This is a genomic window from Dysgonomonas mossii, assembly GCF_004569505.1.
In the GTDB taxonomy this organism is placed as follows: Bacteria; Bacteroidota; Bacteroidia; order Bacteroidales; family Dysgonomonadaceae; genus Dysgonomonas.
This window is the reverse complement of the sequence record NZ_SPPK01000003.1, coordinates 443,830-466,337: the sequence shown is the minus strand read 5'-3', so window position 1 is coordinate 466,337 and position 22,508 is coordinate 443,830. Positions and strand designations below refer to the sequence as shown.

Below are 22,508 nucleotides of genomic sequence, written 5' to 3'. Positions count from 1 at the left end.
TTTTAAGCTCTTGGGTGAGCTTTGTTATAAATTCTCTTTAATTCTTCAAACGAAGTATGTGTGTATATTTCTGTAGCAGCCAAGCTTGCATGACCAAGCAACTCCTTTACTGCATTAATATCCGCTCCATTATTCAGCATGCCCGTTGCAAACGAATGTCGAAGAACATGGGGACTAACCTTAGCCAGAGTTTCTATTTGCTGTAAATTAGAAGTCACAATACGATGCACTAACATCGGATAAAGCGGCTCTCCATTATTCTTAACAAATAAGTAACCTGATTGGTTTCCTACTTCTTTATTTCGCACTGTAATATATTGCTCAAGAGACTGCTTCATGCCATCACTAAAAGGAATAAGACGTTGCTTATTGCGTTTCCCTGTCACTTGTATCGTCTCAGACGAGAAATCGACATCAACATCTTTCAACCCTATCAATTCTGCCCGGCGGATTCCGGTTACGTAAAACAGCTCTATTATAATATGGTCTCGCAACGACTCGAATGAATCCCCGTAGTCTTCTTGATCCAGTACCTTCTCCATATCTGCACTATTAGCAAAAGCTGGAATTGGCCGACCAACTTTAGGGCCATTTATTTTACTTGCCGGATTTACCGTTACTTCTCCTATTTTCTGCAAATATCTGTAAAACGATTTCACTGCGCTTAGCTTACGGTTTACAGAACGGGCTGAGATTTTTCCCTCCATCATAGACACGATCCACATGCGAATAATATCTCTATCTACATGCTTTATGTCGGTATCAGAAAAATGCTCGGCAAGAAACTCTACGAACTGACTGAGGTCTTCAGAATAAGAAATCTCCGTATGTAAAGAATAGTTCTTTTCATAACGGAGATACCTGATATATTTTTCTATCAACAGCATCATTCGAGAAACATTCTATCTTGAATGACGAAGTTAATAATATTATGCGAAATTGGCAATACTTCTTTTACTCTTCCATACGGTGCATCTTCTGCACATAAACTGCATGAAGTTTGTTTGCTCTCTTCACTACAGAAGGCTTTTGGAATTCCTGACGTCTTCTAAGTTCTTTAACAACACCTGTTTTTTCGTATTTTCTTTTAAATTTCTTTAGGGCTCTTTCGATATTTTCCCCTTCTTTCAATGGAACAATAATCATAATTATTCTTTAGTTTTTATTTGTTTTCTTATTTAATTTTAAACTTTATAAGCGAAATTTCATTCGCTATCATTGCAATAATTGCATTATCGAGAGAATTCTGTTGTATAAATCAATCTTCTGAACATTGCTTCAGTAAAGCAATATCATACCACAAGTGAATATGTTTTGTTCAAAAGATCATCAAACCTCCTCTCTGTTTCGGGCTGCAAATTTATGATTTAATATCTTAACGAACAAGACTTTTTATAAAATTCTATTCTTTTTTCATCTCAATATGGGGTAGCCCATCTTCGAGATACATCTCGCTGGTTTGCCTGAAGCCGTGGCTCTCATAAAATTTTTGAAGATATTGCTGAGCAGAAATCGTAATCCGCGTCTCGCCTATAGTTGCAGATGCTATATCCAGGGCTTTCTTCATCATGTCGTGCCCATATCCGTACTTCCTATACTCCTGAGCAACAATAACCCGTCCGATACAAGCCTCTTCAAAATAATCTCCGGCCTTAAATATACGGCAATAAGCCACCAGTCTATCATCTGCATATCCGGAGAGATGCAATGCTTTTTGGTCTTTATAGTCTGTATCGAGATACGGAGCATCTTGCTCAACGACAAATATTTTGCACCGTAGATGCAAGATCTCATATAATTCGTTTATAGTAAGCTCTTCGAAACGGCTTACTTTCCATACTAATTCTTTCTTCATGCGTAATAAATCAGAAAAATCGCATAAAGATAATTTTTTATTTTTTACAACATTATACCTGTCAGTAAGATTCTCTCTGCATAAACAAGAGAACTATACTTCAATATCACTAATAGTATCACCCAGAACTTCTGCAACTTTAACCGCACTTTCGGCTATTTCTTCAACATGCTCCTCTATCACATCTTCTACAGAAGTCAAAGCTTCCGAAACATTATCGAGAATATTATCATCACCTTCTGCGGATACTTCATCGTCATTCTCAATCAGAGCATTTACGACTTTCTTTGCGATATGCAATGGTAAGTCAAGCACATCACCTCTAAGAATATGTGAGCCGGAAGACTCTTTCCCGGCTTCCGTTTTCTCTTTTTTATGTTCTAAGTCTGCCATAATCTTTCTATTTTGGGATAAATAATCAGTACAAACCAAACATAAACATTATAATTCTTATAAAAAAATAGAGGTCAAAACGTTAAGGTACAATAATTCTGAATAATACAATTATATAACAACCCGACAATCTTAATTTTAATGCAATCCAATAGTAATAGTTTTGTAACCCCTCTTACTTATTTTTGCGAATAAAAAAAGCTTATGAATGTTAGACGCTTAGGAGCAATCGATATCGGCTCCAACTCTGTACGCCTTCTTATTACAGATGTTCTCGACTATAATGGACGTGCAGTATTTAAAAAAGATTCATTAATCCGTATCCCCTTAAAATTGGGAGAGGATACATTTTCCACAGGATATATAAGTGAGCAGAAGAAAGAAAAGCTCGCCATCCTAATGCAGTCTTTCCGTGGACTAATACAAGTAAACGATGTAGAAATATGGCGTGCCTGTGCAACGTCTGCCATCAGGGAAGCCACTAACGCACAAGAAGTCTTGGAGTACGTAGTTACCAAATCGGGCATCGAAATAGATGTAATTGACAGCAAAGAAGAGGCTCGTTTTATTCTTACAAACAGAATAGACGAATTACTGGAAGAGAACAGAGTGTATATATATACGGATGTAGGTGGAGGAAACACAGAGCTCATTATTTTTTATCAGAACAAAGAGATCGCATCCGAATCGTTCAAGCTAGGCACTATTCGCTCACTGCCGCTTGAGGAAGAAAGAGCCGAATGGGACAGAATGAAAAATTGGCTGACAGAACACAGCAAAGATTATATAAAGGTATCTCTAATTGGGTCAGGAGGAAACATAAATAAACTGGATTCACTATTACGCCGTTCAGGACGCATACGCAGAGAAGAGTTAGTGAGCTTTGCGGCTAAAATGAGAAAAATGAGTTACGAAGAAAGGCTGGTGAATCTTAAAATAAACCTCAACCGAGCAGAAGTAATACTCCCTGCAATAGGGATATACCTCAAAGTAATGAAACTGGCTCGGGCATTAGTCATTGAAACACCCATAATAGGTGTCGCCGATGGCATTATCAAAGATCTGTACATGACGCACTTCTATCAACCGTCTGCCCCTGCACTTTCTATCGATAAATAAAAAACTACACCATAAACTGATGAATGGCAAACAGAGAGATATCTACCATCTGTTTGCTCGTCATTTATATTATACATAAAACTTCCGTCTGAATCTTAACCATTTATTCATAAATACTTAACAGTGTTGTCATAATGTATTTATTCTTTTGATATGAAAAAAAGAGAAAAATATGACAAACAAAAAACATCACAAAACCATTGTTCTTTCAGATATCCATCTGGGATCTAAATGGTCAAAAGCAAAAGAAGCTACAAGATATTTAAAAGACAACACATGTGACACTCTCATTTTATGCGGAGACATTATTGATGGGTGGCAATTGATGCGAGGAAGAAAAGCAAAGTGGAAAAAGAGACACAGCAATTTCATTAAACTACTATTGGATATACAACGTAAAACAAAGATAATCTATTTGAGAGGGAATCACGACGACTTCATGGACAGGATACTTCCTTTCAAGTTTCAGAATATAGAAATTGTAAAAGATTATATCTACAAAAGCGGAGACAAACGTTTCTATGTCCTCCACGGAGATGTATTCGACCTTGTTACATCCCGCTACAGCTGGTTATCTAAAATCGGAGATGTTGGTTACTCTCTACTGATGCTGATCAATAGATACCACAACAACAGACGAGAAAAAAAGGGTTTGCCTTATTACTCCCTGTCGCAAGAAGTGAAGAAAAAAGTAAAAGCATCTGTATCATACATTAGCGATTACGAGAAACATATTGTAGATATAGCACGCCACAAAAAGTGTGACGGGGTTATATGCGGTCACATACATCAACCCGAAAAAAGATATTATGGCGATATTCTTTATTTGAATTCGGGTGATTGGGTCGAATCTTTATCGGCTCTAACCGAAGATTATGACGGCAATTGGGAGGTTGAATATTATGTAACTGAGCCACAGGCTAACAATTCGGTATTTGAAGACAAGAAAGATATAAGATTTGCAATATGAGATATTTATTTATTGTTCAAGGAGATGGACGAGGGCACATGACTCAGGCTATAGCCTTGTCTGATATCCTTCGCCGCAATGGTCACGAGGTTGTAGAAGTTTTAGTTGGAAAAAGTAAGGTTCGGGTCATACCCGATTTTTTTTATCAGAAAATCGGAGCTAAAATAAGAACTTTCGACACCTTGTCTTTTGTATTCAAAAAAGATAAAAAACGGATTCACTTCTTAAAGACTTTGCTTTTCAACATATCGCCTAAGAGATTAAGGAAATATAAAAAAAGCATAGAAAAAATACACCGGCGTATACAGAAAAACGAACCCGATGTTATTGTCAATTTCTACGAACTGCTCACCGGGCTCACCTATTTGCGATTTAGCACCGATATCCCGATTGTAAATATCGGACATCAATACCTGCTAAAACATCCCGGCTATTTACATGGAAAAGGAGACGAACAAGGAATGATGTTCTTGAGACTGCATATGCTGCTATGTGGTGTAGGCGCAACCAAAACCTTGGCTTTATCCTTCTATCCGTTAAAAGACTATATTCCTGAACGCATTGCAGTGGTTCCGCCTCTGCTCCGATCCGAAATATTATCGCTACAGCCTACAACCGAAGACTATATTTTGGGATACATGCTTAATCATGGGTATGAAAATGAAGTAAGGGCATGGCACGAGCAAAATCCTGACGTAAAATTACATTTCTTCTGGGATAAGCAAAATGTACCGAAGGAACTAATAGTAGACGAAAATTTAACACTCCATACGATCGATGATGAAAAATTCCTTAACTTTATGAGCAGATGCTGCGGATATATTACAACAGCGGGGTTCGAATCGGTTTGTGAAGCTCTCTATCTGGGGAAAGCTATCATGATGATCCCGGCTCATATAGAACAAGAAGTAAACGCAGCTGATGTTATCTCTTTTGGAGGAGGCATTGTTGGAAACAATTTTGATATGAGCGTGTTATTAAACTATATGAAAACAAAGCAACAATCGGATGACTCTTTTCGTGAATGGGTAAATTCGGCTGAGCAGACTTTTTTAAGGCATCTAACAACACTGGCATAAATGATAAACAACAGGGATTTAAGCTGGCTAACCTTTAACGAGCGGGTACTGCAAGAAGCTCAGGACAAAAGTGTGCCTCTGATGCAGAGGCTTCGTTTTCTTGGTATCTTCTCAAACAATCAGGACGAGTATATAAAGGTAAGGATAGCCAATATTGTTCGCCTTAGTCAGATTAGAGGAAAGAGCGCACCTCTCCTTTCGGGAGGATACACTGCTAAAGAATTACTGCCCCTTATCAACAGTCAGGTCTCTGAAGGGCAAAAGAAATTTATGCAAACTTATATCGATGTTCTCTCCGAAATGGAGAAACATAATATCTATGTAGTGAATGAGAAAAAACTGAACCAGAAACAAAAACAGTTTTGCCACGAATATTTCTCGAGCGTTGTCAGCCCGCTTCTTGTACCACTTATTATTCGTAAATCTACTCAATTACCCTTTTTGCGGGACAACAATATCTACCATGCGGTTAAGATGTGCTCCGACAAAAACGATTCCAGATATGCAATTATTCAAATTCCGGTAAGTTCTTCATGCCCACGCTTTGTCGTATTGCCATCAGTAAAAGGCAGACACGATATCATATTTTTAGATGATATAATTCGTTTATGCTTGGACGAAATATTCTTTATGTTTAACTATAAAAGTATTTCGGCATATACATTCAAACTGATGCGTGATGCTCAACTCACAATAGATGACGACATTTCTAAAAGCTTGATAGAGAAGATGGAGACCGGATTACAAAATCGTCTGCACGGACAGCCTGTTCGCCTCATCTACGACAGAGAAATGCCCGAAGACTTGTTAGATATCATATCATCAAAGCTCCAGCTAAAAAGGCGGGAGGAATTAGATGCGGGAGGGCGATATCATCTTATGAGGGATTTAATGAAATTCCCTAAGGTGCGCCCCGATCTTGAAAGCAAAAGCTTGGCTCCGCTAAACCATCCGCACATAAAACCATTTTCGAGCATATTGAAAACCATTGCCCGTAAAGATGTATTACTTAATTATCCATATCATACATTCAATCACTTTATTGATTTCCTTCGGGAAGCTGCGATAGACCCTAAAGTAGAAAGTATCTACATCACTTTATATCGTGTTGCAGAACGTTCGAAAGTTATTAACGCCCTGATCAATGCAGCTAAAAACGGCAAGAGAGTAGTTGTATTAATGGAACTGCTGGCACGCTTCGATGAAGAACAAAATGTAGAATATTCGGAGATACTGCAAAAGGAGGGAGTAAAAGTCATACATGGCGTCACCGGACTAAAGGTACACAGCAAAATCGTTTTGGTAGAACGCAAAAATAAAGATTTTGCATATATCGGAACCGGCAACTTTAATGAGGCAACAGCTCAGATATATGGAGATTTCGGCTTGTTCACTTCAAATCCTCAAATAGTAGCTGATACAGCTATAGTATTCGATTTTCTGATCAATACACACAAACACTTCTCGTGCAAGCAACTGCTTGTTTCGCCTTATTATATGCGCAATCAATTCGTCAACCTCATCAAGAAAGAAATAAAAAATGCGCAGAACGGAAAACGGGCTTATATATTTGCTAAGTTTAACAGCCTTACCGATGAAGAAATGGTGAAGCTGCTTTACAAAGCAAGTCAGGCAGGAGTCGAGATACGGCTTATCGTCAGAGGTGCGTGCTGCTTACAGCCTCAGATGAAAGATCTAAGCGAGAACATACGGGTAATAAGCATTGTAGACCGCTATCTAGAACATGCACGTATAGCTATATTCCACAATGACGGAGACGAGAAAGTCTATATCATGAGTGCAGACTGGATGACACGAAATCTAGACAGAAGAATAGAGGTGGGAGTTCCTATCCTCGACAAAGAAATAAAACAAACATTGAAGAGCTTCTTTGATATACAATGGTCGGATAATGAAAAAGCAAGAGATCTCACTGTCTTTGGGTGCAACAATTATGTAAAGAGAGGAGACAATCCTCCTTGCCGCTCTCAGACAGCTTTATACGATTTTTATAAGAAATTGAATGATAAAAAATGAATACAGATATATTTGCAGCAATAGATATAGGCTCTAATGCTATTCGCCTACTTATAAACAACATTGAAGTAAACGGAATAACGCCCGACTTTAAGAAGGTAGCTTATCTCCGTGTACCTATCCGTTTGGGTGACGACGTATTTACCTCTGGAACAATAAGCAAAGATAAGGAGTGGCGACTTATACATGCAATGCAGGGTTTCTCACATATAATGAAAGCCTATGGTGTGATGAACTACAGAGCATGTGCAACCAGCGCCATGCGTGATGCTACCAATGGAGCCAATATAGTAGAAGACATACGGCGCGAAAGTGGTATAAACATAGACATTATAACCGGCAGGGAAGAAGCCGAAATTATATACGAGGCCGGAGAGTTGGACAACTTTATGGACAAAAAGAAGAACTATCTCTATGTTGACGTTGGAGGAGGCAGCACAGAAGTGATCGTATACAGCAATCAACAAAAAGTAGATTCCAATTCTTTCCAGATGGGAACTGTACGCTTACTGGTAGATGCCGTAAAAGAAGATGAAGAAAAACGATTTAAGTCTTGGCTAAAAGATATCTCTAAAGATAATAACTCATTCAGTATAATTGCATCGGGTGGAAACATAAATAAGATACACAAAGTATTGGGAAAAAGAGAACGGGAACCTATCAGCTATGACGAACTGAAGAAACTCTATGACAGTCTAAAATCGTTGAGTTATGAAGAGCGGATTCAGTCTTATAAACTTAATACTTATCGTGCTGACGTTATTGTTCCTGCTTTGAAGATATTCTTATCGATTAGTAAGATTTGTAAAGTCAATGAAATATTCGTTCCTAAGATAGGACTATCGGATGGTATTATATATCACTTATTTCATGAGCATCAAACATCTGGAATCCTTGCTAAGAAATAGTATATCTAAATAGCAATACCCTTGTCTTTAATATGGGTAGCAGCCTCTTCTTTCAAGTCTTTTACCCAGTCAAATCGCAAGTAAGGAATTACTGCTCTGGCAATGTTGATAACAGTAGGATAAGAATAGGCATTCTCACGCACATCCTCTTTAATGAGATGCTTATTTTGGTCTAATTCGACAACAAGGTTTATCACAATACTGAATACTACAAGCCATTTAGCACAACAAAACAAAGCTCCGCCCAGTCGGTTGAGAGCACTCATTTTTATGGCTTCTACAAATGACTCGAGTAGCTTTCCCGCAAAGAACAACGCCACTATAATAAGCAGAAAGGCCACAATATAAGATAATGGTCCGATAATGTGAGGGGATGCCTCGGTTAGCTTTATCAACTTGGGAGCTATAAAGCCTGACAACTGACCCGCAAAAACCGCTCCTAATATCAATCCGGCTAAAGATGCTATTTGCATAACAAGCCCCGAAAAGAACCCCTTAACAAGGGTTATCCCAATCAATATAACTACAAGCAAGTCGAACCAATTCATACAAAGTGAGGCTTATATAAAAAACAAAAGTAAGAATTATAATAATTCTTACCTTGTATATCTTTAGCAAAATGCCTTTAAAAGATCTTATTTGCTGTATTCGTCAGAGACAGTTAGTTTAGCTCTTCCTTTTGCTCTGCGTGAAGCAAGTACTCTGCGTCCGTTTGCAGTAGCCATTCTAGAGCGAAAACCATGTTTGTTTTTTCTCTTTCTGTTTGATGGTTGAAAAGTTCTTTTCATTGCTATATATTATTTTCTGTTATAATTTCAATTATCTTCCAGATATTCGGGTTGCAAAAATAGGATGTTTATTTAATATAAGCAAGTATATTAACGTTTTATTTTCTCTAAATTAATGAAACTGTATCTGTATTTATGTTTCTCATCTGTATCATGATCTTCTCGCGATAGCTCCTTCCACTCTTCCTGTTTTATTTCGGGGAAGAAGGTGTCCGCTCCTTCAAATTGATGATGAATACGGGTCAGATAAAGCCTGTCTGCAAAATCAATTGCTTTCTTGTATATAGTTCCTCCTCCAATAAAAAAGATCTCTTGTTCGCCTTTACAAAGCTCTATTGCCTCATCGATAGATGAAACCATTTCGCAACGATCGAATTGTAAATCCTTATTATTAGTTATCACAATATTCCTTCTGTTGGGCAACGCACCTTTAGGCAACGACTCAAACGTTCGACGCCCCATTACAACAGGATAACCCGCTGTGATAGCCTTAAAATGCTTCAGATCGTTCGGCAAATGGCAAAGCAGGTCATTATTTTTACCGATGGCATTTGCTTCGTCAACCACAACTACAATTGATTTTATTGTCATAATTTCTTTATCTATAATTTTAGAACCGGACTCCGTAGCCTATACGTATCAGACTATAATCCGTATACCACGCATTCTTTTTTTTATCTATCAGATTATATCTATAATCGAAATTCAAGAATCCTTTCTTACTTACGTTATACTCAATACCTGCACCAAAATTTAAACCAAATCCTGTTTCATTTACATTATTCGGAATCGCTGAGAATGAATGATTAGACATAATACCTCCAGCAAAAGGATATATAGACAAGTTATTACACACATGTAATTGATACTGTAAATTAATTCCGAAATCCAACCCGAAACTACTTTCTTCAGGAAAATAGGCTACGAAATCGGCTGCTGCTCTAAAATTAGCAGGCAAATTATATTTATACTGTAAACCTACGCCCCAATTCGTATAATTAAATTTATTCCGATAAGCGAGATCCATTATTAAAGCTGATTTTTGAGCTTGCACACTCACACAGCAAATTAAAAACACAACGAACGCAAATAAATTCTTTTTCATATTATTATTTTATTGGTGTCAGTCCTATCTTTTTCGCTTTCTCTATCAAATAATTGTAAGCAGCGTCATATTCATTGGGAATCACCCCATCTAAGATAGCATCTTTGATGGATGCCTTAAGCCGTCCCACTTCCACTCCGGGCCCAAGACCGAACATTTCCATAATTTCTTCACCTTTGATCGGCGGTTGAAAATTCCGTACCTGATCTTTCTCTTCTATATCTCTTAGTTTCTGACGTACAATCTCAAAATTACGAAGGTAACGACGAACCTTATCGGGATTCTTTGATGTAATATCAGCTTCACACAATGTCATCAGGTCATCAATATCGTCACCTGCCTCGAAAAGCAAACGACGGATGGCTGAATCAGAAATTTCCTCGTCTACCAATACCTGAGGACGCATATGCAAAGTAACCATTTTTTGCACATACTTCATCTTTTCATTCAATGGCAGCTTCATCCGTCTAAAGATTCCCGGAATCATCTTCTCGCCTATGAAGTTATGATTGTGAAAAGTCCAACCGAATTTATTGTCCCAGCGTTTGGTTGCAGGCTTGGCAATATCATGAAGTATAGCCGACCATCGGAGCCACAGATTGTCTGTTTTCTTCGAAATATTATCCAAGACGACCAAAGTATGATAAAAATTATCCTTATGCCCTACCCCTTCTTTTGTTTCAGCACCTTTCAAAGCCACTAATTCAGGGAAGATAATAGAAAGTAATCCGGTCTGATCGAGTTGAAGGAAACCAACCGAAGGCTTAGGCGAAAGTACTATTTTGTTCACCTCATCAATTATGCGCTCTCTTGATATGATCTCTATACGATCTTTATTTCTGCTGATTGCATCAAAGGTTTTAGGTTCTATATCAAAACCAAGCTGTGAAGAAAAGCGTATTGCCCTGAGCATCCTCAGAGGGTCGTCGCTGAATGTAATATCAGGATCGAGCGGAGTACGAATAGTCAGACTATCCATATCTTTGAGCCCACCGAAAGGGTCTAGTAATTCTCCAAAACGATCTTTATTAAGACAAACCGCTAACGCATTTATTGTAAAATCTCTACGATTCTGATCATCTTCGAGCGTACCATCCTCTACAATCGGTTTGCGCGAGTCTCTATTATAAGACTCCTTGCGTGCCCCAACAAATTCTATCTCCGTATCTTTGTACTTAATCTGTGCTGTACCAAAGTTCTTAAAAACCGAAAGTTTTGCCTTCCTCCCCAGAGCCTTAGTCACAGCCTCTGCCAGCTCGATACCCTTACCGATAGTAACAATATCTATATCTTTGGATGCACGGCGTAGAAATATATCACGTACATAACCGCCTATAGCGTAGCATTCAAGATTCATCTCATCTGCCACACGTGAAATAGTATCAAATATTTCTCCCGAAAATTTCTTCTTTATTATATCGTTAAATTCGTTATTTAACATTTTATGTAGATAACTCTTTATTTCTATCAATCAGGTTACAAAAAGTGACAAAATAAAATATTCACAAATACATAACAATCAAAATATTAAACATTAAAAGGTGACAAAAGTGACACTTCTTAATCTATTTCGAATTGTTACTTTTTCGCTTCTTCTTTTCAGCCTACTTCTCTCTATATAAGATAATTTGAAGCCAGAATAATGAATCGGCTAAAACCAATCACTCTACATATAATACCAATCCTTTCAGGTATTCGCCTTCAGGATGATAGATATTGATGGGATGATCGGCGGGCTGACTTAACTGGTGTAATATTCTCACACTCCTACCCGACAAAGCAGCGGCACTGAATACAGCCAAACGGAAAGCATCTTTACTGATAACCTGCGAACAGGAAAAAGTAAACACAATACCTCCGGGTGCTACTTTTTCGAATGCGGCAGCATTTAAACGCTTGTAACCTTGCAATGCATTTTTTATAGCTCCTCTGTGTTTTGCAAAAGCCGGAGGATCAAGTATGATCAAATCATAGTCTCCTTTATTGATACCACCTAAAAACTTGAATGCATCTTCGGCAAAAGCCTCATGTCGTTTATTATCGGGAAAATTCAACCCCACATTCCTATTCGTCAACATAATTGCCTTAGATGAGCTATCCACCGAGTGAACCAGATTTGCACCACCACGCAAAGCATAGAAAGAGAACCCTCCTGTATAACAAAACATATTTAGTACAGACCGACCTTTTGAATACTTTTCGAGCAATGCTCTATTATCTCGCTGATCGACAAAGAAACCGGTCTTCTGCCCTTTTACCCAATCAGGATAAAACTTCAAACCATTTTCAAGTGCTATTTCGTTGACAGAATCACCTTTGTACAGATATTCATTTTCTGCTCCCAGATTGGCTTTGTATGGCAAGGTGGTTTCCGATTTGTAATATACATTTTTCAGGTTATCTCCTAACACGGCCTTCAATGCATCACAGATCATCAGACGTGACTCGTGCATCCCGACCGAATGAGACTGAATAACAGCCGTTTCGGCATAAACATCTATAATAAGACCGGGAAGAAGATCCCCTTCTCCATGTACAAGGCGATATGAATTATTATTATCAGATAATAAGCCTATTGATTTTCTCAATTCCAAAGCCGAAGACAAACGCTTCTTCCAGAAATCAAGATCAATATCTTCTTCTTCAAAAGATAATACCCGAACCTCTATACTCCCAATCTGATAATGACCGACAGCAATAAATTCATCGTTGATTGTATATACGTTAACGACTTCTCCTTCTGCAAGACTTTCATCTTTAGACTGTACTGCTCCCGAGAATATCCAAGGATGAAAACGCTTAAGCGATTCTTCTTTTTTAGGCTTTAGCTTGACCTTTTTATAATTCATAATTAAATAGCTGTCGAAATGAAGCTACAAAATTACATTTTTTATTTGAATTGTCTCTAATACAATATTCAAGTAAATGGATGGAAAAACCTCATTTATCTTTTGACTTTCTCCTGCAAGTCTTTTATCTGTTCTTCTTGCTTATTATTTTTATCTTCCAGATTTTCTATTTTTTTATTTTGTTCGATCACATACAATGTCAATTCTTCTATTTTTTGTAAAAGTTTTGCTTGCATATCACCCACACTAATACCATCTGCCATAATTTCTTTTTCTGACGGAATATCTGGTAAATGTTTATTTTCTTTAATGTGATTTTCAACCTCAGAGAGTGAAGGCAGTTTGTAATCGTCGGCAAAAACAAAATCAGACCACCCTGTAGCTTCTATCTTTACTTCTTTAGAACGTATTGTACCAAAAACATCCAATTTGTACTGAGGTTTTTCCACCCCAATTCCATAGTTCCCATACTTATCGCTTACCATCAGTGTATTCACAGCAAAAAGAGACGTAACTTCTTTTTTACCTGATATGTCATAAGGAATACACTTAAAATCTGATGGATATTCAGTATAATCCAAGGTGTATGCTCTTACATTATAACCGCCCCAGTCATAAACTTCAATGACTACATCGTATGTGTTATTATCTCTCTGAAAAACCCTCAGCTTATGAGTCGTTGTTATGCCTGCTGTAACCTCCTTACTTATTCTACATTCATATCGAGTATCTACAACATAAACAATCCGGGCTTGTGATCCTCCACCATAATCGCCGCCAAACAGCTCTACTTTCACTCTATTTGCATTTCCTGCCCAGTTTACATCACTTGATAAGCTACCAACATATATATATTGAGGCTGATTCGGTTTACTAAAAACGTTCATTGCTTGCCCAAAACACACATTAGAAATAAACAACAACATTGAAAATAGCATTAGATTTTTCATCATATTTTTTATTATTATAATTTTATGTCCCTCAATTTAAAACTACAAAAACTAAAGATTCAACATCTCTAAATCTTCGAGCTTCTTTCACAAATTATTTTATGAGACTAAATTACAACTTTATTATCAAAGATGCACCCCAACGCATAGGTTTTCCTTTCTGAGCAAAATATTTACTATCTGATCCAAACAAAAATGTATTGTAATCACGATCGAGAATATTTTTACCCCAGAATTCTAATGAGAATATATTTTTTTCTAGAGTGAGGTTAGCATTGAGTGTTCCGTAAAATCCTTGCGACATCACATTATCTTCAGCCCAATAAGTTTTTCCGATTCCTGCAAAATTGGTATCGAAGGTTATTCTATCCAGCAATGTATTCTGTTTGAAATCATACGAAACACTGCCGCCAATGCTGAATGTAGAACCGGGAGCAAAAGGAATATGATTGCCTGTATAGTCTTTTACAACTTCTCCCGCACTATTCCTTACTTTATTATCCTTGAATGTAGCATCAGCCAAGCCATAATTCGCATAAAGATAAAAACCTTTACAAGGGCGGGCCTTCAAGCCGATTTCAAAACCTTTACTTTCTGCTTTACCGGCATTGCTTACCATACGTCCCCCCCGGTTGTTTACAAACTGGGTAATCTGTACATCACGTATATCCATATAATATACGGCAAAGTTTGCCTGCAACGAATTTTCTATAATATCAACTTGTCCGCCAAGTTCATAACTCCAGCTATATTCAGGATTATAAGAGATACGGTTGTTAACTGGTGTACCGGCAGATGCAGAATGACCGCCCCCCATACTCGGTGGTAGCATACCCATCATTTTAGCTTCGAGGGCTTCTTGCAGAAGATCGGCAAATATCTGAATATTATGTCCTCCTGCTTTGTAGCCGCGCGAAGCTGAACCATATACAAATGAGTTTTCATTTATCTGATATTTTAATACGGCTTTAGGCAGAAATTCCAAAAAATCTTTATAATTAGTACCTACAATGGCAGTATCCGCTGCAAAAGACATTGGAGGCATCGGTGAGTTGGGTATCTTCACATCAAAGTTAGCTACAGTTTCAGCATTGTAGTCCAGCTTTGTTTTTTCATAATCGATACGCAAACCTAAAGTAAGGGATAGCCCCTTTGCTTTGAACAAATTATTGAATGTTGACTGATGAAAAGCAGCTAAGCCATAAGTCGGACGTTTATATTGTCCATTCAGGTCTATCTGATCATCCGTAAAAGTAATTGGAGCATCAACAGCCGTTAATGGAGCCTGCAAATACTTCTGAATTCCATCCGACATCATATATACTGGAGGAGTGGTATGCAAGTAGTCATAAAACCCATATCCGCCAAACGACCATTGATAATCAGAAGGCTTAGTAGATTTTATTGTGACTTCCTGGCTTAGTGAATTTTGTCTTTGTTTCTGATTAATTTGAAACATAGACAATCTTGTATAATCCTGATCCATGTTCATATCATCGTTCAGATACTGATAGCCCGTTGTAGAGTTAATCTCATAGCCCTGACCGGTATAGCGAAGCGCTAACCCGTTTGTCAATAGTTTTCTTTTGTAATAGCTATCAGAATTATAATCAACCTCTTCTGTCTCTATATTGGCATACGGAAATGCCCCCTGATCTACATAGTCGAAACTTACAGAATAGGTAGCAGACAAACGTGGATTAATATCCCAAACAAACTTGGCACGTCCTCCCGCATTTTTCATATCATCGACCTTTTTGCCGGTAAACAGATTCTTAAAATAACCATCATCTTGTTTGTAGTAACCTCCGACAGAAAATCCCATTTTACTATTTATCCGCTGATAGTGTGAAGCGTTTCCCGAAAACTGGCCATGATTACCGCCCCCTATTTTTATTGTCGTTCCTTCGTAAGTTAGTGGTGAATAAGTATAAACATTGATAATTCCGCCCATCGCATTACGTCCATACAATGTACCTTGTGTTCCCCTCAGCACTTCTACACGCTGAATATCAAACAATTCAGAATCAAACGAAGTTGTATTGAAATAAGGAATATTATCCACATACATACTTACTGTTTGCTCACCCGAACGTGCGCCGACACCTCTTATATAAAGCGGGGCTGTCATTTTAGAACCATAGTCAGCAGCAAAATAATTCGGTACTATCGCACTCAGGTCTTTGATAGAATGCACTTGCAAGCCGTCCAAATTTTTAGGCGAGAAAACCGAGACTGCTGCCGGAAGCGATTTCAAACTATTTGTCTCTTTTGTAGATGAGAGAACAACAATATCATACTTCAATTCTGTATAGAGCGTATCTTTGGGCATTTCACCTTTGCCTAGCACAAATAAGAAAGAGAATAATAAAGATACAGTAAGAAATAATTTTTTAGTAGAGTTATATAATTTCATAGATTCTATTTATAAAAAAAAACAAAGAAACATATTTTTATAATATCCTTCAATCACTACTTCTAGTGATTTGGAAACAAATCCTTATCTTGCACAAAATTTCCAAACCTTCAATTTGGAGAAAGAAATTATAAAAATGAGTACAGCTAAATATTATACACGTGGAGAAGAAATCGCAAATACCGTATCTCACGGATTAGGCATACTAATGGGAATTGCAGCGGGTTTCGTACTACTCTCCGCCGCCATCAACAGTGGGAACAATTGGGCTATCGGTAGTGTTATCGGTTATTTGTTCGGGATGCTGGCATCTTATATCACATCTACTTGCTATCACGGATGCACACATGAAAAGCGAAAAAGTCTGCTTCGTAAATTCGATCATAGCGCTATCTATTTGCATATAGCGGGTACTTATGTTCCTTTTACACTAATCGTGCTTCGCAATGAAAGCGCATGGGGCTGGAGCCTTTTTGCCTTCATCTGTATTGCCGCTATTACAGGGCTGATCATGAGCTTTACCAACTTAAAGAAACATAGCAACTTAGAAACAGTCTGCTTTGTACTGATGGGTGGTGCTATCCTCGTTGCATTTAAGCCCCTTTACGATGTGCTATCTCAAACAGGTCAAATCGATGCGCTATATTGGCTCATTGCAGGAGGCGTATCGTATGTGATAGGAGCGTTATTTTATTCGTGGACAAAGAAAAAATACATGCACACTGTCTTTCATGTATTCGTTCTGATGGGAAGTCTATGTCACATCATTGCCATATACACTATTCTATAGGTCTTATCTCCCTTCAAGATATTTAATGTAATTAATTACGGCTTTTATATCCAGGTATGAGCATTCTTTAGGTAACTTCTCCTTGATGTCGGACAAAGAGGATTTTACACCCATCTTTTTGATTACAGGAAGCATATATTGCACTTTGTTATCGGGAACTAACTCTAAAACATCCAACTCTCCGGTAAGGATAAAGCTCACAAGATGCCCCTCTATGGTAGTGGGCGAAAGATTTCTCTCTGCGGCAATCTCTTTCACCGATTTTCCTTCCGTAAAGAGAGACAATGAGAGCCGATGGCTATCCCCTTTTTGAGGCTTCACTTTTTCCGATGAAGCAACATTTTCGGAAGGAACTTCTACCTTCGAGAAGATTAATTCCTCTGTTAGGTTTATATTTCCATAGTTGATATGCTCTATGCGTGATAGCAGCTTGAGCAATGTATTGTAAACCTCGTTGGCTTTATTTAAGTATGCCTTTACTTTCGACTTCGTTTTGAATCTCTCCAAATGCAGCATCAATGGAGAAATAATGCATTCAGAAACATCTTTATGGAAATATACAGCTGCTTTTTGTACTCTATCTTTCAATCTTGTCAGATCAGGATTGGGAGCAGATAATATATAATTCAGCTCTTTTATAAAGCTCTGTGCTATCTCTTGCTGCTCAATCGCTTTACTACACATTTGAGCAATCATAGACTGTACCTCTTCTTTTTCGGGGATCTTCTTTTCAGCGGCCAGCTCATTCAATGAATGAAGGCTTCGAATAAAAGGCGTCCAATCAAAATATCTGACTAATTGCTTCGCACAGTAACGAGGTTTCTCTTTTTGCAGTATCCCGTCCAGATAGACTATATCCTGTTCTTTTTTTGCAAACTCTATAGCATACGGATCAGTACTTATGCTTTGCTGGGTTATAGGAGAATATAGTACAATACCATCCAACGACGTACAACGGCTAAGTGCCACATATACCTGTCCGGCTGCAAAAGCCTGTCCGGCATCAATTATTACCCTATCGAAAGTCAACCCCTGGCTTTTATGAATGGTTATCGCCCAAGCCAAACGTATAGGATATTGCGTAAAAGAGCCTAACTCTTCTTCCTCTATTTCGCCCGACTCCTCATTCAACGAATAACGAACATTTACCCACGAGTCAGGCTCCAGTTCCATTTCGTCTCCATTTTCGAATCTGACAAGGATATAATCTTCTTTCAATTGCGTCACTGTAGCCAGCTTACCATTATAATATCGACGATTTTCGCCAACATCGTTTTTCACAAACATAACCTGAGCTCCTTCTTTCAGAAGAAGTTCACATTCGGTAGGTAAAGAATTTTCAGAAAAATCTCCTTTTATCTCTCCTTTAAAGACATAACCTTTGCCCGGTAGCTGTGCCAGTTCTTCATTGTTAATGCGGTCAGTTTTATAGTTATGAGTACATAGCGTAACGTAACTATCACCTTTAACAGGTCTGAAAGCAGGGTTATATTTTTGGTTTAATATGTGTAAATCTTGTGAAGTGGTACAGTTATTCCTCACACGATTGAGGATATCTATAAATCGCTGGTCTTGCTGCCGGTATATCTTTTTTAACTCTATATAAAGTAATGGATAATTATCCAGTACCTGCGCATGAAAGAAGAAAGGTGATGGATAGTAATGCTTCAATTGTTCCCATTCTGCGGTTTGTACCACAGGAGGAAGCTGAAACATATCTCCAATAAAAAGTATCTGAACCCCTCCGAATGGCTGCTGATTGTTACGGTACCTGCGAAGCATGTAGTCGATAGCATCAAGCATATCGGCACGAAGCATACTTACTTCGTCGATAATCAACAGATCGAGTTCTCGCAGCATCTCTATTTTCGATTTGCGAAGCTTGAAGTGATAATCCAGCTTTTTTTTCCCTTCGAAGTTCGGAATAAATGGCTCGAACGGGAGTTGTAGCAATGAATGCAAAGTTACACCTCCCGCATTGATGGCTGCAACACCTGTTGGGGCTGCAACGATCACATTCTTATCTATTGTTTTACGTATATGATGCAAAAAGGTGGTCTTTCCCGTTCCGGCCTTTCCTGTCAGGAAAACCGACTGAGATGTATGTTTGACAATATCACTTGCCAATTCAAAGACCTTGTTGACAGACACATCCATTATTTGGTAATATTTTCAATCGTATTTACAAATATAACTCTTATTTTTGTATCACTAGTTCATAACTTAGACCGCTATGACAAAATATATATTCATCTTTTTTTGTATTATTCTTATTTCCTCTTGCACGGTGACGAACCTTGTTTCAATCGAAGTACGTGAACCTGCACTAATTTCTTTCGAAAACCCTCAACAAAAAAACATTGTGATAGTCAACAATAGTGCTTCACAATCGAGCGAGGGAGTAGAGGCAAACGGAGAGGCTCTTAAAGATTCTTCTGTAATGCCCACAGATACAGCAAAAGCCATATTCACAAACTCTTTGCGGCAATATCTGAGTGAAGAAAATTATTTCTCGAAAGTAGAACTCTATCCATACCCAACCAATGGCGGTGCAGCAAATGAAGTCAGATCATTATCGGCAAGGAAGGTACAAACGATATGCAAAGAACAAAATGCAGATGTTTTACTTTCACTTGATTTATTCATTGCATCGGCATCATTAGAATCGGTGAATGTAGAATACTTTAATAATTACAGCATCTTGAGTTCACAAATCGGAGTATTGCTCAAAGCCTACAGTCTGGATGGCAGTCTACTGGCTCCTCCTATAGCATATGTAGATAGTCTTTTCAGAGAGTCTTCTGTTTCTTGGAATAACATGAAAAACAATATTCCGGAAATCAACGATCTGGTAACCGAGATAACCATGAAAGCGGCCGACGCAGTCACCTCCTCTATTGTTCCTTCGTGGAAAACAGATAACCGTTGGTATTATTCGGATAGCTCTAAAGGGATGAGAGAGGCGACCAACATGGTTTTAGCCGGAAAATGGCAAGAAGCAGCTGACATTTGGAGTGAATTGTATGACAAGGAGAAGAATACGAACAAAAAAATACGACTTGCATCGAATATAGCTCTGGCCAATGAGAACCTCGATGATATAGAAAATGCATTAGCATGGATCAATATAGCCTACGATCTCTTACCCCAAAAAAGCAATTCAGATCTTGCCTCACAAGTCTTTTTTTATAAGGAAACTCTGACAAAAAGAAATTTAGACAAAAACAAGCTGTATAAGCAATTGGGAATAGATCCTCCGGTGAATGAGGATTATGATATAGAAAAAGAGGCTACTGAATAAGTAACCTCTTTTTAGTTTCGTTTTTATCTTGTCAGCTTTACATTCTGTCGGGAACTTCAATACCCAAGAGAGACATTCCACTTTTCACTACACGCCCTACGTTATCGGAAAGTATCAGCCTGAAATTCTTCAAATCTGCATTTTCTTCTTTTAGGATAGTATAGTCATGGTAAAACTGATTGTATTCTTTTACCAAATCATATATATAATTTGCTATCAGAGCCGGATTATATTCATCTCCCGCCTGTTTTACAATTGATTCGTATTCAGCAACTTGTTGCACAAGCCCTTCTTCTTTTACACTTAGCGAGATATCAGCAGAGAGTGTTGTCGGAATAGAGATTGCTTGTTCTGCAGCCTTACGCAGTATCGATTGTATACGAGCATGTGTATATTGAATAAACGGACCTGTATTACCATTAAAATCAATCGATTCTTTTGGATTGAAAGTCATATTCTTTTTAGGGTCTACTTTCAAGATAAAGTATTTCAGAGCACCCATACCCACCATACGGGCAATATTATTAGCCTCTTCTTCACTTACCCCATCTAGCTTACCAAGCTCTTGCGATGTTTCTTTTGCTGTTGCAATCATTTCATCAACCAGATCGTCGGCATCTACAACAGTACCTTCACGCGATTTCATTTTGCCTTCGGGCAATTCCACCATTCCATAAGAGAAATGCACCAAGCCTTTCCCAAACTCAAAGCCTAATTTATCTAAAAGGATAGACAGCACCTGGAAGTGATAATTTTGCTCATTACCTACAACATATACCATTGTATTGATCGGAAAATCATCAAAGCGCAACTTAGCCGTTCCTATATCCTGTGTCATATACACAGAAGTACCATCGCTACGGAGCAGTAGCTTGTGATCTAATCCATCTGCTGTAAGATCTGCCCATACAGAACCATCCTCTTTCTTATAAAAGATATTCTTTTGCAAACCTTCAAGTACAGTTTCCTTACCGTCTAGATAAGTTTGAGACTCGTAGTATATCTTATCAAAGTCTACGCCCAGACGCTTATATGTTTCGTCAAATCCGGCATAAACCCAACTATTCATATTTTCCCACAACGAAACTACTTCAAGGTCTCCGGCCTCCCAAAGACGAAGCATATTGCGAGCCTCGGCCATCAATGTAGACTGAGCCTCGGCCTCTTCTTTAGACAGACCTTTAGATTGTAGTTCGGCAAGTTCTGCTTTGTAATGTTTATCGAACATTACATAGTAATCACCAACGAGGTGATCGCCTTTCTTGCCACTAGATTCAGGAGTTTCTCCATTTCCCCATTTCTGCCAAGCGAGCATCGATTTACAGATATGGATTCCCCTATCATTTACTATATTTGTTTTTACAACTCTGTTTCCATTTGCTTTTAACACTTCGGACAGAGCAAATCCCAACAGGTTGTTTCGTATATGCCCCAGATGTAGAGGTTTGTTTGTATTTGGAGATGAATATTCTACCATTACCAAAGGAGAATTATCATCAGCCTTTGTTATGCCATAATTTTCTGCGGCATGAACTTCATTTAACACATCAATCCAGCAAGTAGTAGCAATGGTAAGATTAAGAAATCCTTTGATCACATTAAAGCTACTTACCTCCGATGCATTCGCTTTAAGCCACTCTCCTATCTCCTGGGCTGTCTGCTCAGGTCCTTTCTTCGACATTTTCAGAAAAGGAAATACAACTAAAGTATAGTGACCTTCGAACTCTTTCTTTGTTTTTTGTAAAGAAAGCTGCCCTACTGTCACCACTTGTCCATAGAGTGAGTCTATGGCATTAATTATTACCTCCTGTAATCTTATCTCTAGCTTCATATATGATTTTGAAAATTACTTATTCAGGTTGCAAAGCTAAGAAAAAAGTACCCTATAAGGTAGTTTTAGGGCATAAAAAAAGTAGGAAAGATTATTCCCTACTTCTTTTTTCTTTTT

21 protein-coding genes are annotated in these 22,508 nt (G+C 38.1%); 7 read left to right on the top strand and 14 right to left on the bottom strand.

Going from position 1 to position 22,508, the window contains the following annotated elements:
• Window positions 1–2: 2 nt before the first annotated feature.
• From E4T88_RS12010 to E4T88_RS11995, 4 genes are all read right to left on the bottom strand, one after another.
• Entirely contained in the window at window positions 3–884 is an 882-nt protein-coding gene (locus E4T88_RS12010) for a tyrosine recombinase XerC (protein ID WP_185146743.1), read from the bottom strand.
• Window positions 885–954: 70 nt separating this feature from the next.
• On the bottom strand, window positions 955–1,146 hold the full coding sequence (gene rpsU / locus E4T88_RS12005) for a 30S ribosomal protein S21 (protein WP_006841938.1): 192 nt from the start codon (window positions 1,144–1,146) through the stop codon (window positions 955–957).
• A 256-nt stretch (window positions 1,147–1,402) separates the two neighbouring features.
• On the bottom strand, window positions 1,403–1,855 hold the full coding sequence (locus tag E4T88_RS12000) for a GNAT family N-acetyltransferase (RefSeq protein WP_135105762.1): 453 nt from the start codon (window positions 1,853–1,855) through the stop codon (window positions 1,403–1,405).
• Window positions 1,856–1,948: 93 nt separating this feature from the next.
• On the bottom strand, window positions 1,949–2,248 hold the full coding sequence (locus tag E4T88_RS11995; protein ID WP_135105760.1) for a hypothetical protein: 300 nt from the start codon (window positions 2,246–2,248) through the stop codon (window positions 1,949–1,951).
• A 204-nt stretch (window positions 2,249–2,452) separates the two neighbouring features.
• Between E4T88_RS11995 and E4T88_RS11990 the strand changes: the two genes are divergently transcribed.
• The 5 genes from E4T88_RS11990 to E4T88_RS11970 all read left to right on the top strand — a co-directional run bounded on the left by E4T88_RS11990 (window position 2,453) and on the right by E4T88_RS11970 (window position 8,361).
• Window positions 2,453–3,367 (top strand): Ppx/GppA phosphatase family protein, encoded by a 915-nt coding sequence (locus E4T88_RS11990; protein WP_135105758.1) that lies wholly within the window; start codon window positions 2,453–2,455, stop codon window positions 3,365–3,367.
• A 172-nt stretch (window positions 3,368–3,539) separates the two neighbouring features.
• Window positions 3,540–4,337: a UDP-2,3-diacylglucosamine diphosphatase gene (locus E4T88_RS11985; RefSeq protein ID WP_135105756.1), complete on the top strand. Its 798-nt coding sequence runs from the start codon at window positions 3,540–3,542 to the stop codon at window positions 4,335–4,337.
• Window positions 4,334–5,416, top strand: coding sequence for a glycosyltransferase family protein (locus E4T88_RS11980; RefSeq protein ID WP_135105754.1), 1,083 nt, complete (start codon window positions 4,334–4,336; stop codon window positions 5,414–5,416). Before E4T88_RS11985 ends, E4T88_RS11980 begins: the two co-directional genes overlap by 4 nt.
• Window positions 5,417–7,453, top strand: a complete 2,037-nt coding sequence (ppk1, locus tag E4T88_RS11975; RefSeq protein WP_135105752.1) for a polyphosphate kinase 1 — start codon at window positions 5,417–5,419, stop codon at window positions 7,451–7,453. It begins immediately after the preceding gene.
• A complete protein-coding gene (locus tag E4T88_RS11970) occupies window positions 7,450–8,361 on the top strand; it encodes a Ppx/GppA phosphatase family protein (protein ID WP_135105750.1) in 912 nt (303 codons plus the stop codon). Before ppk1 ends, E4T88_RS11970 begins: the two co-directional genes overlap by 4 nt.
• A gap of 5 nt (window positions 8,362–8,366) precedes the next feature.
• On the opposite strand, the gene E4T88_RS11965 is transcribed toward E4T88_RS11970, so the two are convergent.
• The 8 genes from E4T88_RS11965 to E4T88_RS11930 form a co-directional block, all read right to left on the bottom strand.
• Window positions 8,367–8,909: a CvpA family protein gene (locus E4T88_RS11965; RefSeq protein WP_135105748.1), complete on the bottom strand. Its 543-nt coding sequence runs from the start codon at window positions 8,907–8,909 to the stop codon at window positions 8,367–8,369.
• A gap of 87 nt (window positions 8,910–8,996) precedes the next feature.
• Window positions 8,997–9,149, bottom strand: a complete 153-nt coding sequence (gene rpmH, locus E4T88_RS11960; protein WP_006841928.1) for a 50S ribosomal protein L34 — start codon at window positions 9,147–9,149, stop codon at window positions 8,997–8,999.
• A 90-nt stretch (window positions 9,150–9,239) separates the two neighbouring features.
• Window positions 9,240–9,740, bottom strand: coding sequence for a dihydrofolate reductase (locus tag E4T88_RS11955; RefSeq protein ID WP_135105746.1), 501 nt, complete (start codon window positions 9,738–9,740; stop codon window positions 9,240–9,242).
• 19 nt (window positions 9,741–9,759) lie between these two features.
• A complete protein-coding gene (locus E4T88_RS11950) occupies window positions 9,760–10,254 on the bottom strand; it encodes an outer membrane beta-barrel protein (protein WP_135105744.1) in 495 nt (164 codons plus the stop codon).
• Window positions 10,255–10,258: 4 nt separating this feature from the next.
• Window positions 10,259–11,695, bottom strand: a complete 1,437-nt coding sequence (locus tag E4T88_RS11945; protein WP_135105743.1) for a CCA tRNA nucleotidyltransferase — start codon at window positions 11,693–11,695, stop codon at window positions 10,259–10,261.
• Window positions 11,696–11,915: 220 nt separating this feature from the next.
• Window positions 11,916–13,103 (bottom strand): class I SAM-dependent rRNA methyltransferase, encoded by a 1,188-nt coding sequence (locus E4T88_RS11940; protein WP_135105741.1) that lies wholly within the window; start codon window positions 13,101–13,103, stop codon window positions 11,916–11,918.
• A gap of 95 nt (window positions 13,104–13,198) precedes the next feature.
• Entirely contained in the window at window positions 13,199–14,056 is an 858-nt protein-coding gene (locus tag E4T88_RS18290; protein WP_228093893.1) for a Med9 domain-containing protein, read from the bottom strand.
• A 109-nt stretch (window positions 14,057–14,165) separates the two neighbouring features.
• Window positions 14,166–16,469 carry a TonB-dependent receptor gene (locus E4T88_RS11930; protein WP_135105739.1) on the bottom strand — a complete coding sequence of 768 codons (2,304 nt, stop codon included), beginning with the start codon at window positions 16,467–16,469 and terminating at the stop codon, window positions 14,166–14,168.
• A gap of 136 nt (window positions 16,470–16,605) precedes the next feature.
• Here E4T88_RS11930 and trhA point away from each other — a divergent pair, with 136 nt between their 5' ends.
• On the top strand, window positions 16,606–17,259 hold the full coding sequence (gene trhA, locus E4T88_RS11925; RefSeq protein ID WP_135105737.1) for a PAQR family membrane homeostasis protein TrhA: 654 nt from the start codon (window positions 16,606–16,608) through the stop codon (window positions 17,257–17,259).
• A 3-nt stretch (window positions 17,260–17,262) separates the two neighbouring features.
• Here trhA and E4T88_RS11920 read toward each other — a convergent pair whose 3' ends face one another.
• Window positions 17,263–19,416, bottom strand: coding sequence for a helix-turn-helix domain-containing protein (locus tag E4T88_RS11920; protein WP_135105735.1), 2,154 nt, complete (start codon window positions 19,414–19,416; stop codon window positions 17,263–17,265).
• A gap of 76 nt (window positions 19,417–19,492) precedes the next feature.
• Between E4T88_RS11920 and E4T88_RS11915 the strand changes: the two genes are divergently transcribed.
• On the top strand, window positions 19,493–20,560 hold the full coding sequence (locus E4T88_RS11915; protein WP_135105733.1) for a DUF6340 family protein: 1,068 nt from the start codon (window positions 19,493–19,495) through the stop codon (window positions 20,558–20,560).
• A 37-nt stretch (window positions 20,561–20,597) separates the two neighbouring features.
• Here the strand turns inward: E4T88_RS11915 and argS are convergent, their stop codons facing one another.
• Window positions 20,598–22,391, bottom strand: a complete 1,794-nt coding sequence (gene argS / locus E4T88_RS11910; RefSeq protein ID WP_135105731.1) for an arginine--tRNA ligase — start codon at window positions 22,389–22,391, stop codon at window positions 20,598–20,600.
• Window positions 22,392–22,508 lie beyond the last annotated feature (117 nt).

What these genes read in the sequence shown, in the direction of transcription:
- E4T88_RS11965 (WP_135105748.1), bottom strand. Translation starts at nt 8,909, where the DNA reads ATGAATTGGTTCGACTTGCTTGTAGTTATATTGATTGGGATAACCCTT.
- E4T88_RS11930 (WP_135105739.1), bottom strand. Translation starts at nt 16,469, where the DNA reads ATGAAATTATATAACTCTACTAAAAAATTATTTCTTACTGTATCTTTA.
- rpmH (WP_006841928.1), bottom strand. Translation starts at nt 9,149, where the DNA reads ATGAAAAGAACTTTTCAACCATCAAACAGAAAGAGAAAAAACAAACAT.
- rpsU (WP_006841938.1), bottom strand. Translation starts at nt 1,146, where the DNA reads ATGATTATTGTTCCATTGAAAGAAGGGGAAAATATCGAAAGAGCCCTA.
- E4T88_RS11970 (WP_135105750.1), top strand. Translation starts at nt 7,450, where the DNA reads ATGAATACAGATATATTTGCAGCAATAGATATAGGCTCTAATGCTATT.
- E4T88_RS11955 (WP_135105746.1), bottom strand. Translation starts at nt 9,740, where the DNA reads ATGACAATAAAATCAATTGTAGTTGTGGTTGACGAAGCAAATGCCATC.
- E4T88_RS11945 (WP_135105743.1), bottom strand. Translation starts at nt 11,695, where the DNA reads ATGTTAAATAACGAATTTAACGATATAATAAAGAAGAAATTTTCGGGA.
- E4T88_RS18290 (WP_228093893.1), bottom strand. Translation starts at nt 14,056, where the DNA reads ATGATGAAAAATCTAATGCTATTTTCAATGTTGTTGTTTATTTCTAAT.
- E4T88_RS11990 (WP_135105758.1), top strand. Translation starts at nt 2,453, where the DNA reads ATGAATGTTAGACGCTTAGGAGCAATCGATATCGGCTCCAACTCTGTA.
- E4T88_RS11995 (WP_135105760.1), bottom strand. Translation starts at nt 2,248, where the DNA reads ATGGCAGACTTAGAACATAAAAAAGAGAAAACGGAAGCCGGGAAAGAG.
- E4T88_RS11920 (WP_135105735.1), bottom strand. Translation starts at nt 19,416, where the DNA reads ATGGATGTGTCTGTCAACAAGGTCTTTGAATTGGCAAGTGATATTGTC.
- E4T88_RS11950 (WP_135105744.1), bottom strand. Translation starts at nt 10,254, where the DNA reads ATGAAAAAGAATTTATTTGCGTTCGTTGTGTTTTTAATTTGCTGTGTG.
- ppk1 (WP_135105752.1), top strand. Translation starts at nt 5,417, where the DNA reads ATGATAAACAACAGGGATTTAAGCTGGCTAACCTTTAACGAGCGGGTA.
- E4T88_RS11980 (WP_135105754.1), top strand. Translation starts at nt 4,334, where the DNA reads ATGAGATATTTATTTATTGTTCAAGGAGATGGACGAGGGCACATGACT.
- E4T88_RS11915 (WP_135105733.1), top strand. Translation starts at nt 19,493, where the DNA reads ATGACAAAATATATATTCATCTTTTTTTGTATTATTCTTATTTCCTCT.
- argS (WP_135105731.1), bottom strand. Translation starts at nt 22,391, where the DNA reads ATGAAGCTAGAGATAAGATTACAGGAGGTAATAATTAATGCCATAGAC.
- E4T88_RS12000 (WP_135105762.1), bottom strand. Translation starts at nt 1,855, where the DNA reads ATGAAGAAAGAATTAGTATGGAAAGTAAGCCGTTTCGAAGAGCTTACT.
- trhA (WP_135105737.1), top strand. Translation starts at nt 16,606, where the DNA reads ATGAGTACAGCTAAATATTATACACGTGGAGAAGAAATCGCAAATACC.
- E4T88_RS11985 (WP_135105756.1), top strand. Translation starts at nt 3,540, where the DNA reads ATGACAAACAAAAAACATCACAAAACCATTGTTCTTTCAGATATCCAT.
- E4T88_RS11940 (WP_135105741.1), bottom strand. Translation starts at nt 13,103, where the DNA reads ATGAATTATAAAAAGGTCAAGCTAAAGCCTAAAAAAGAAGAATCGCTT.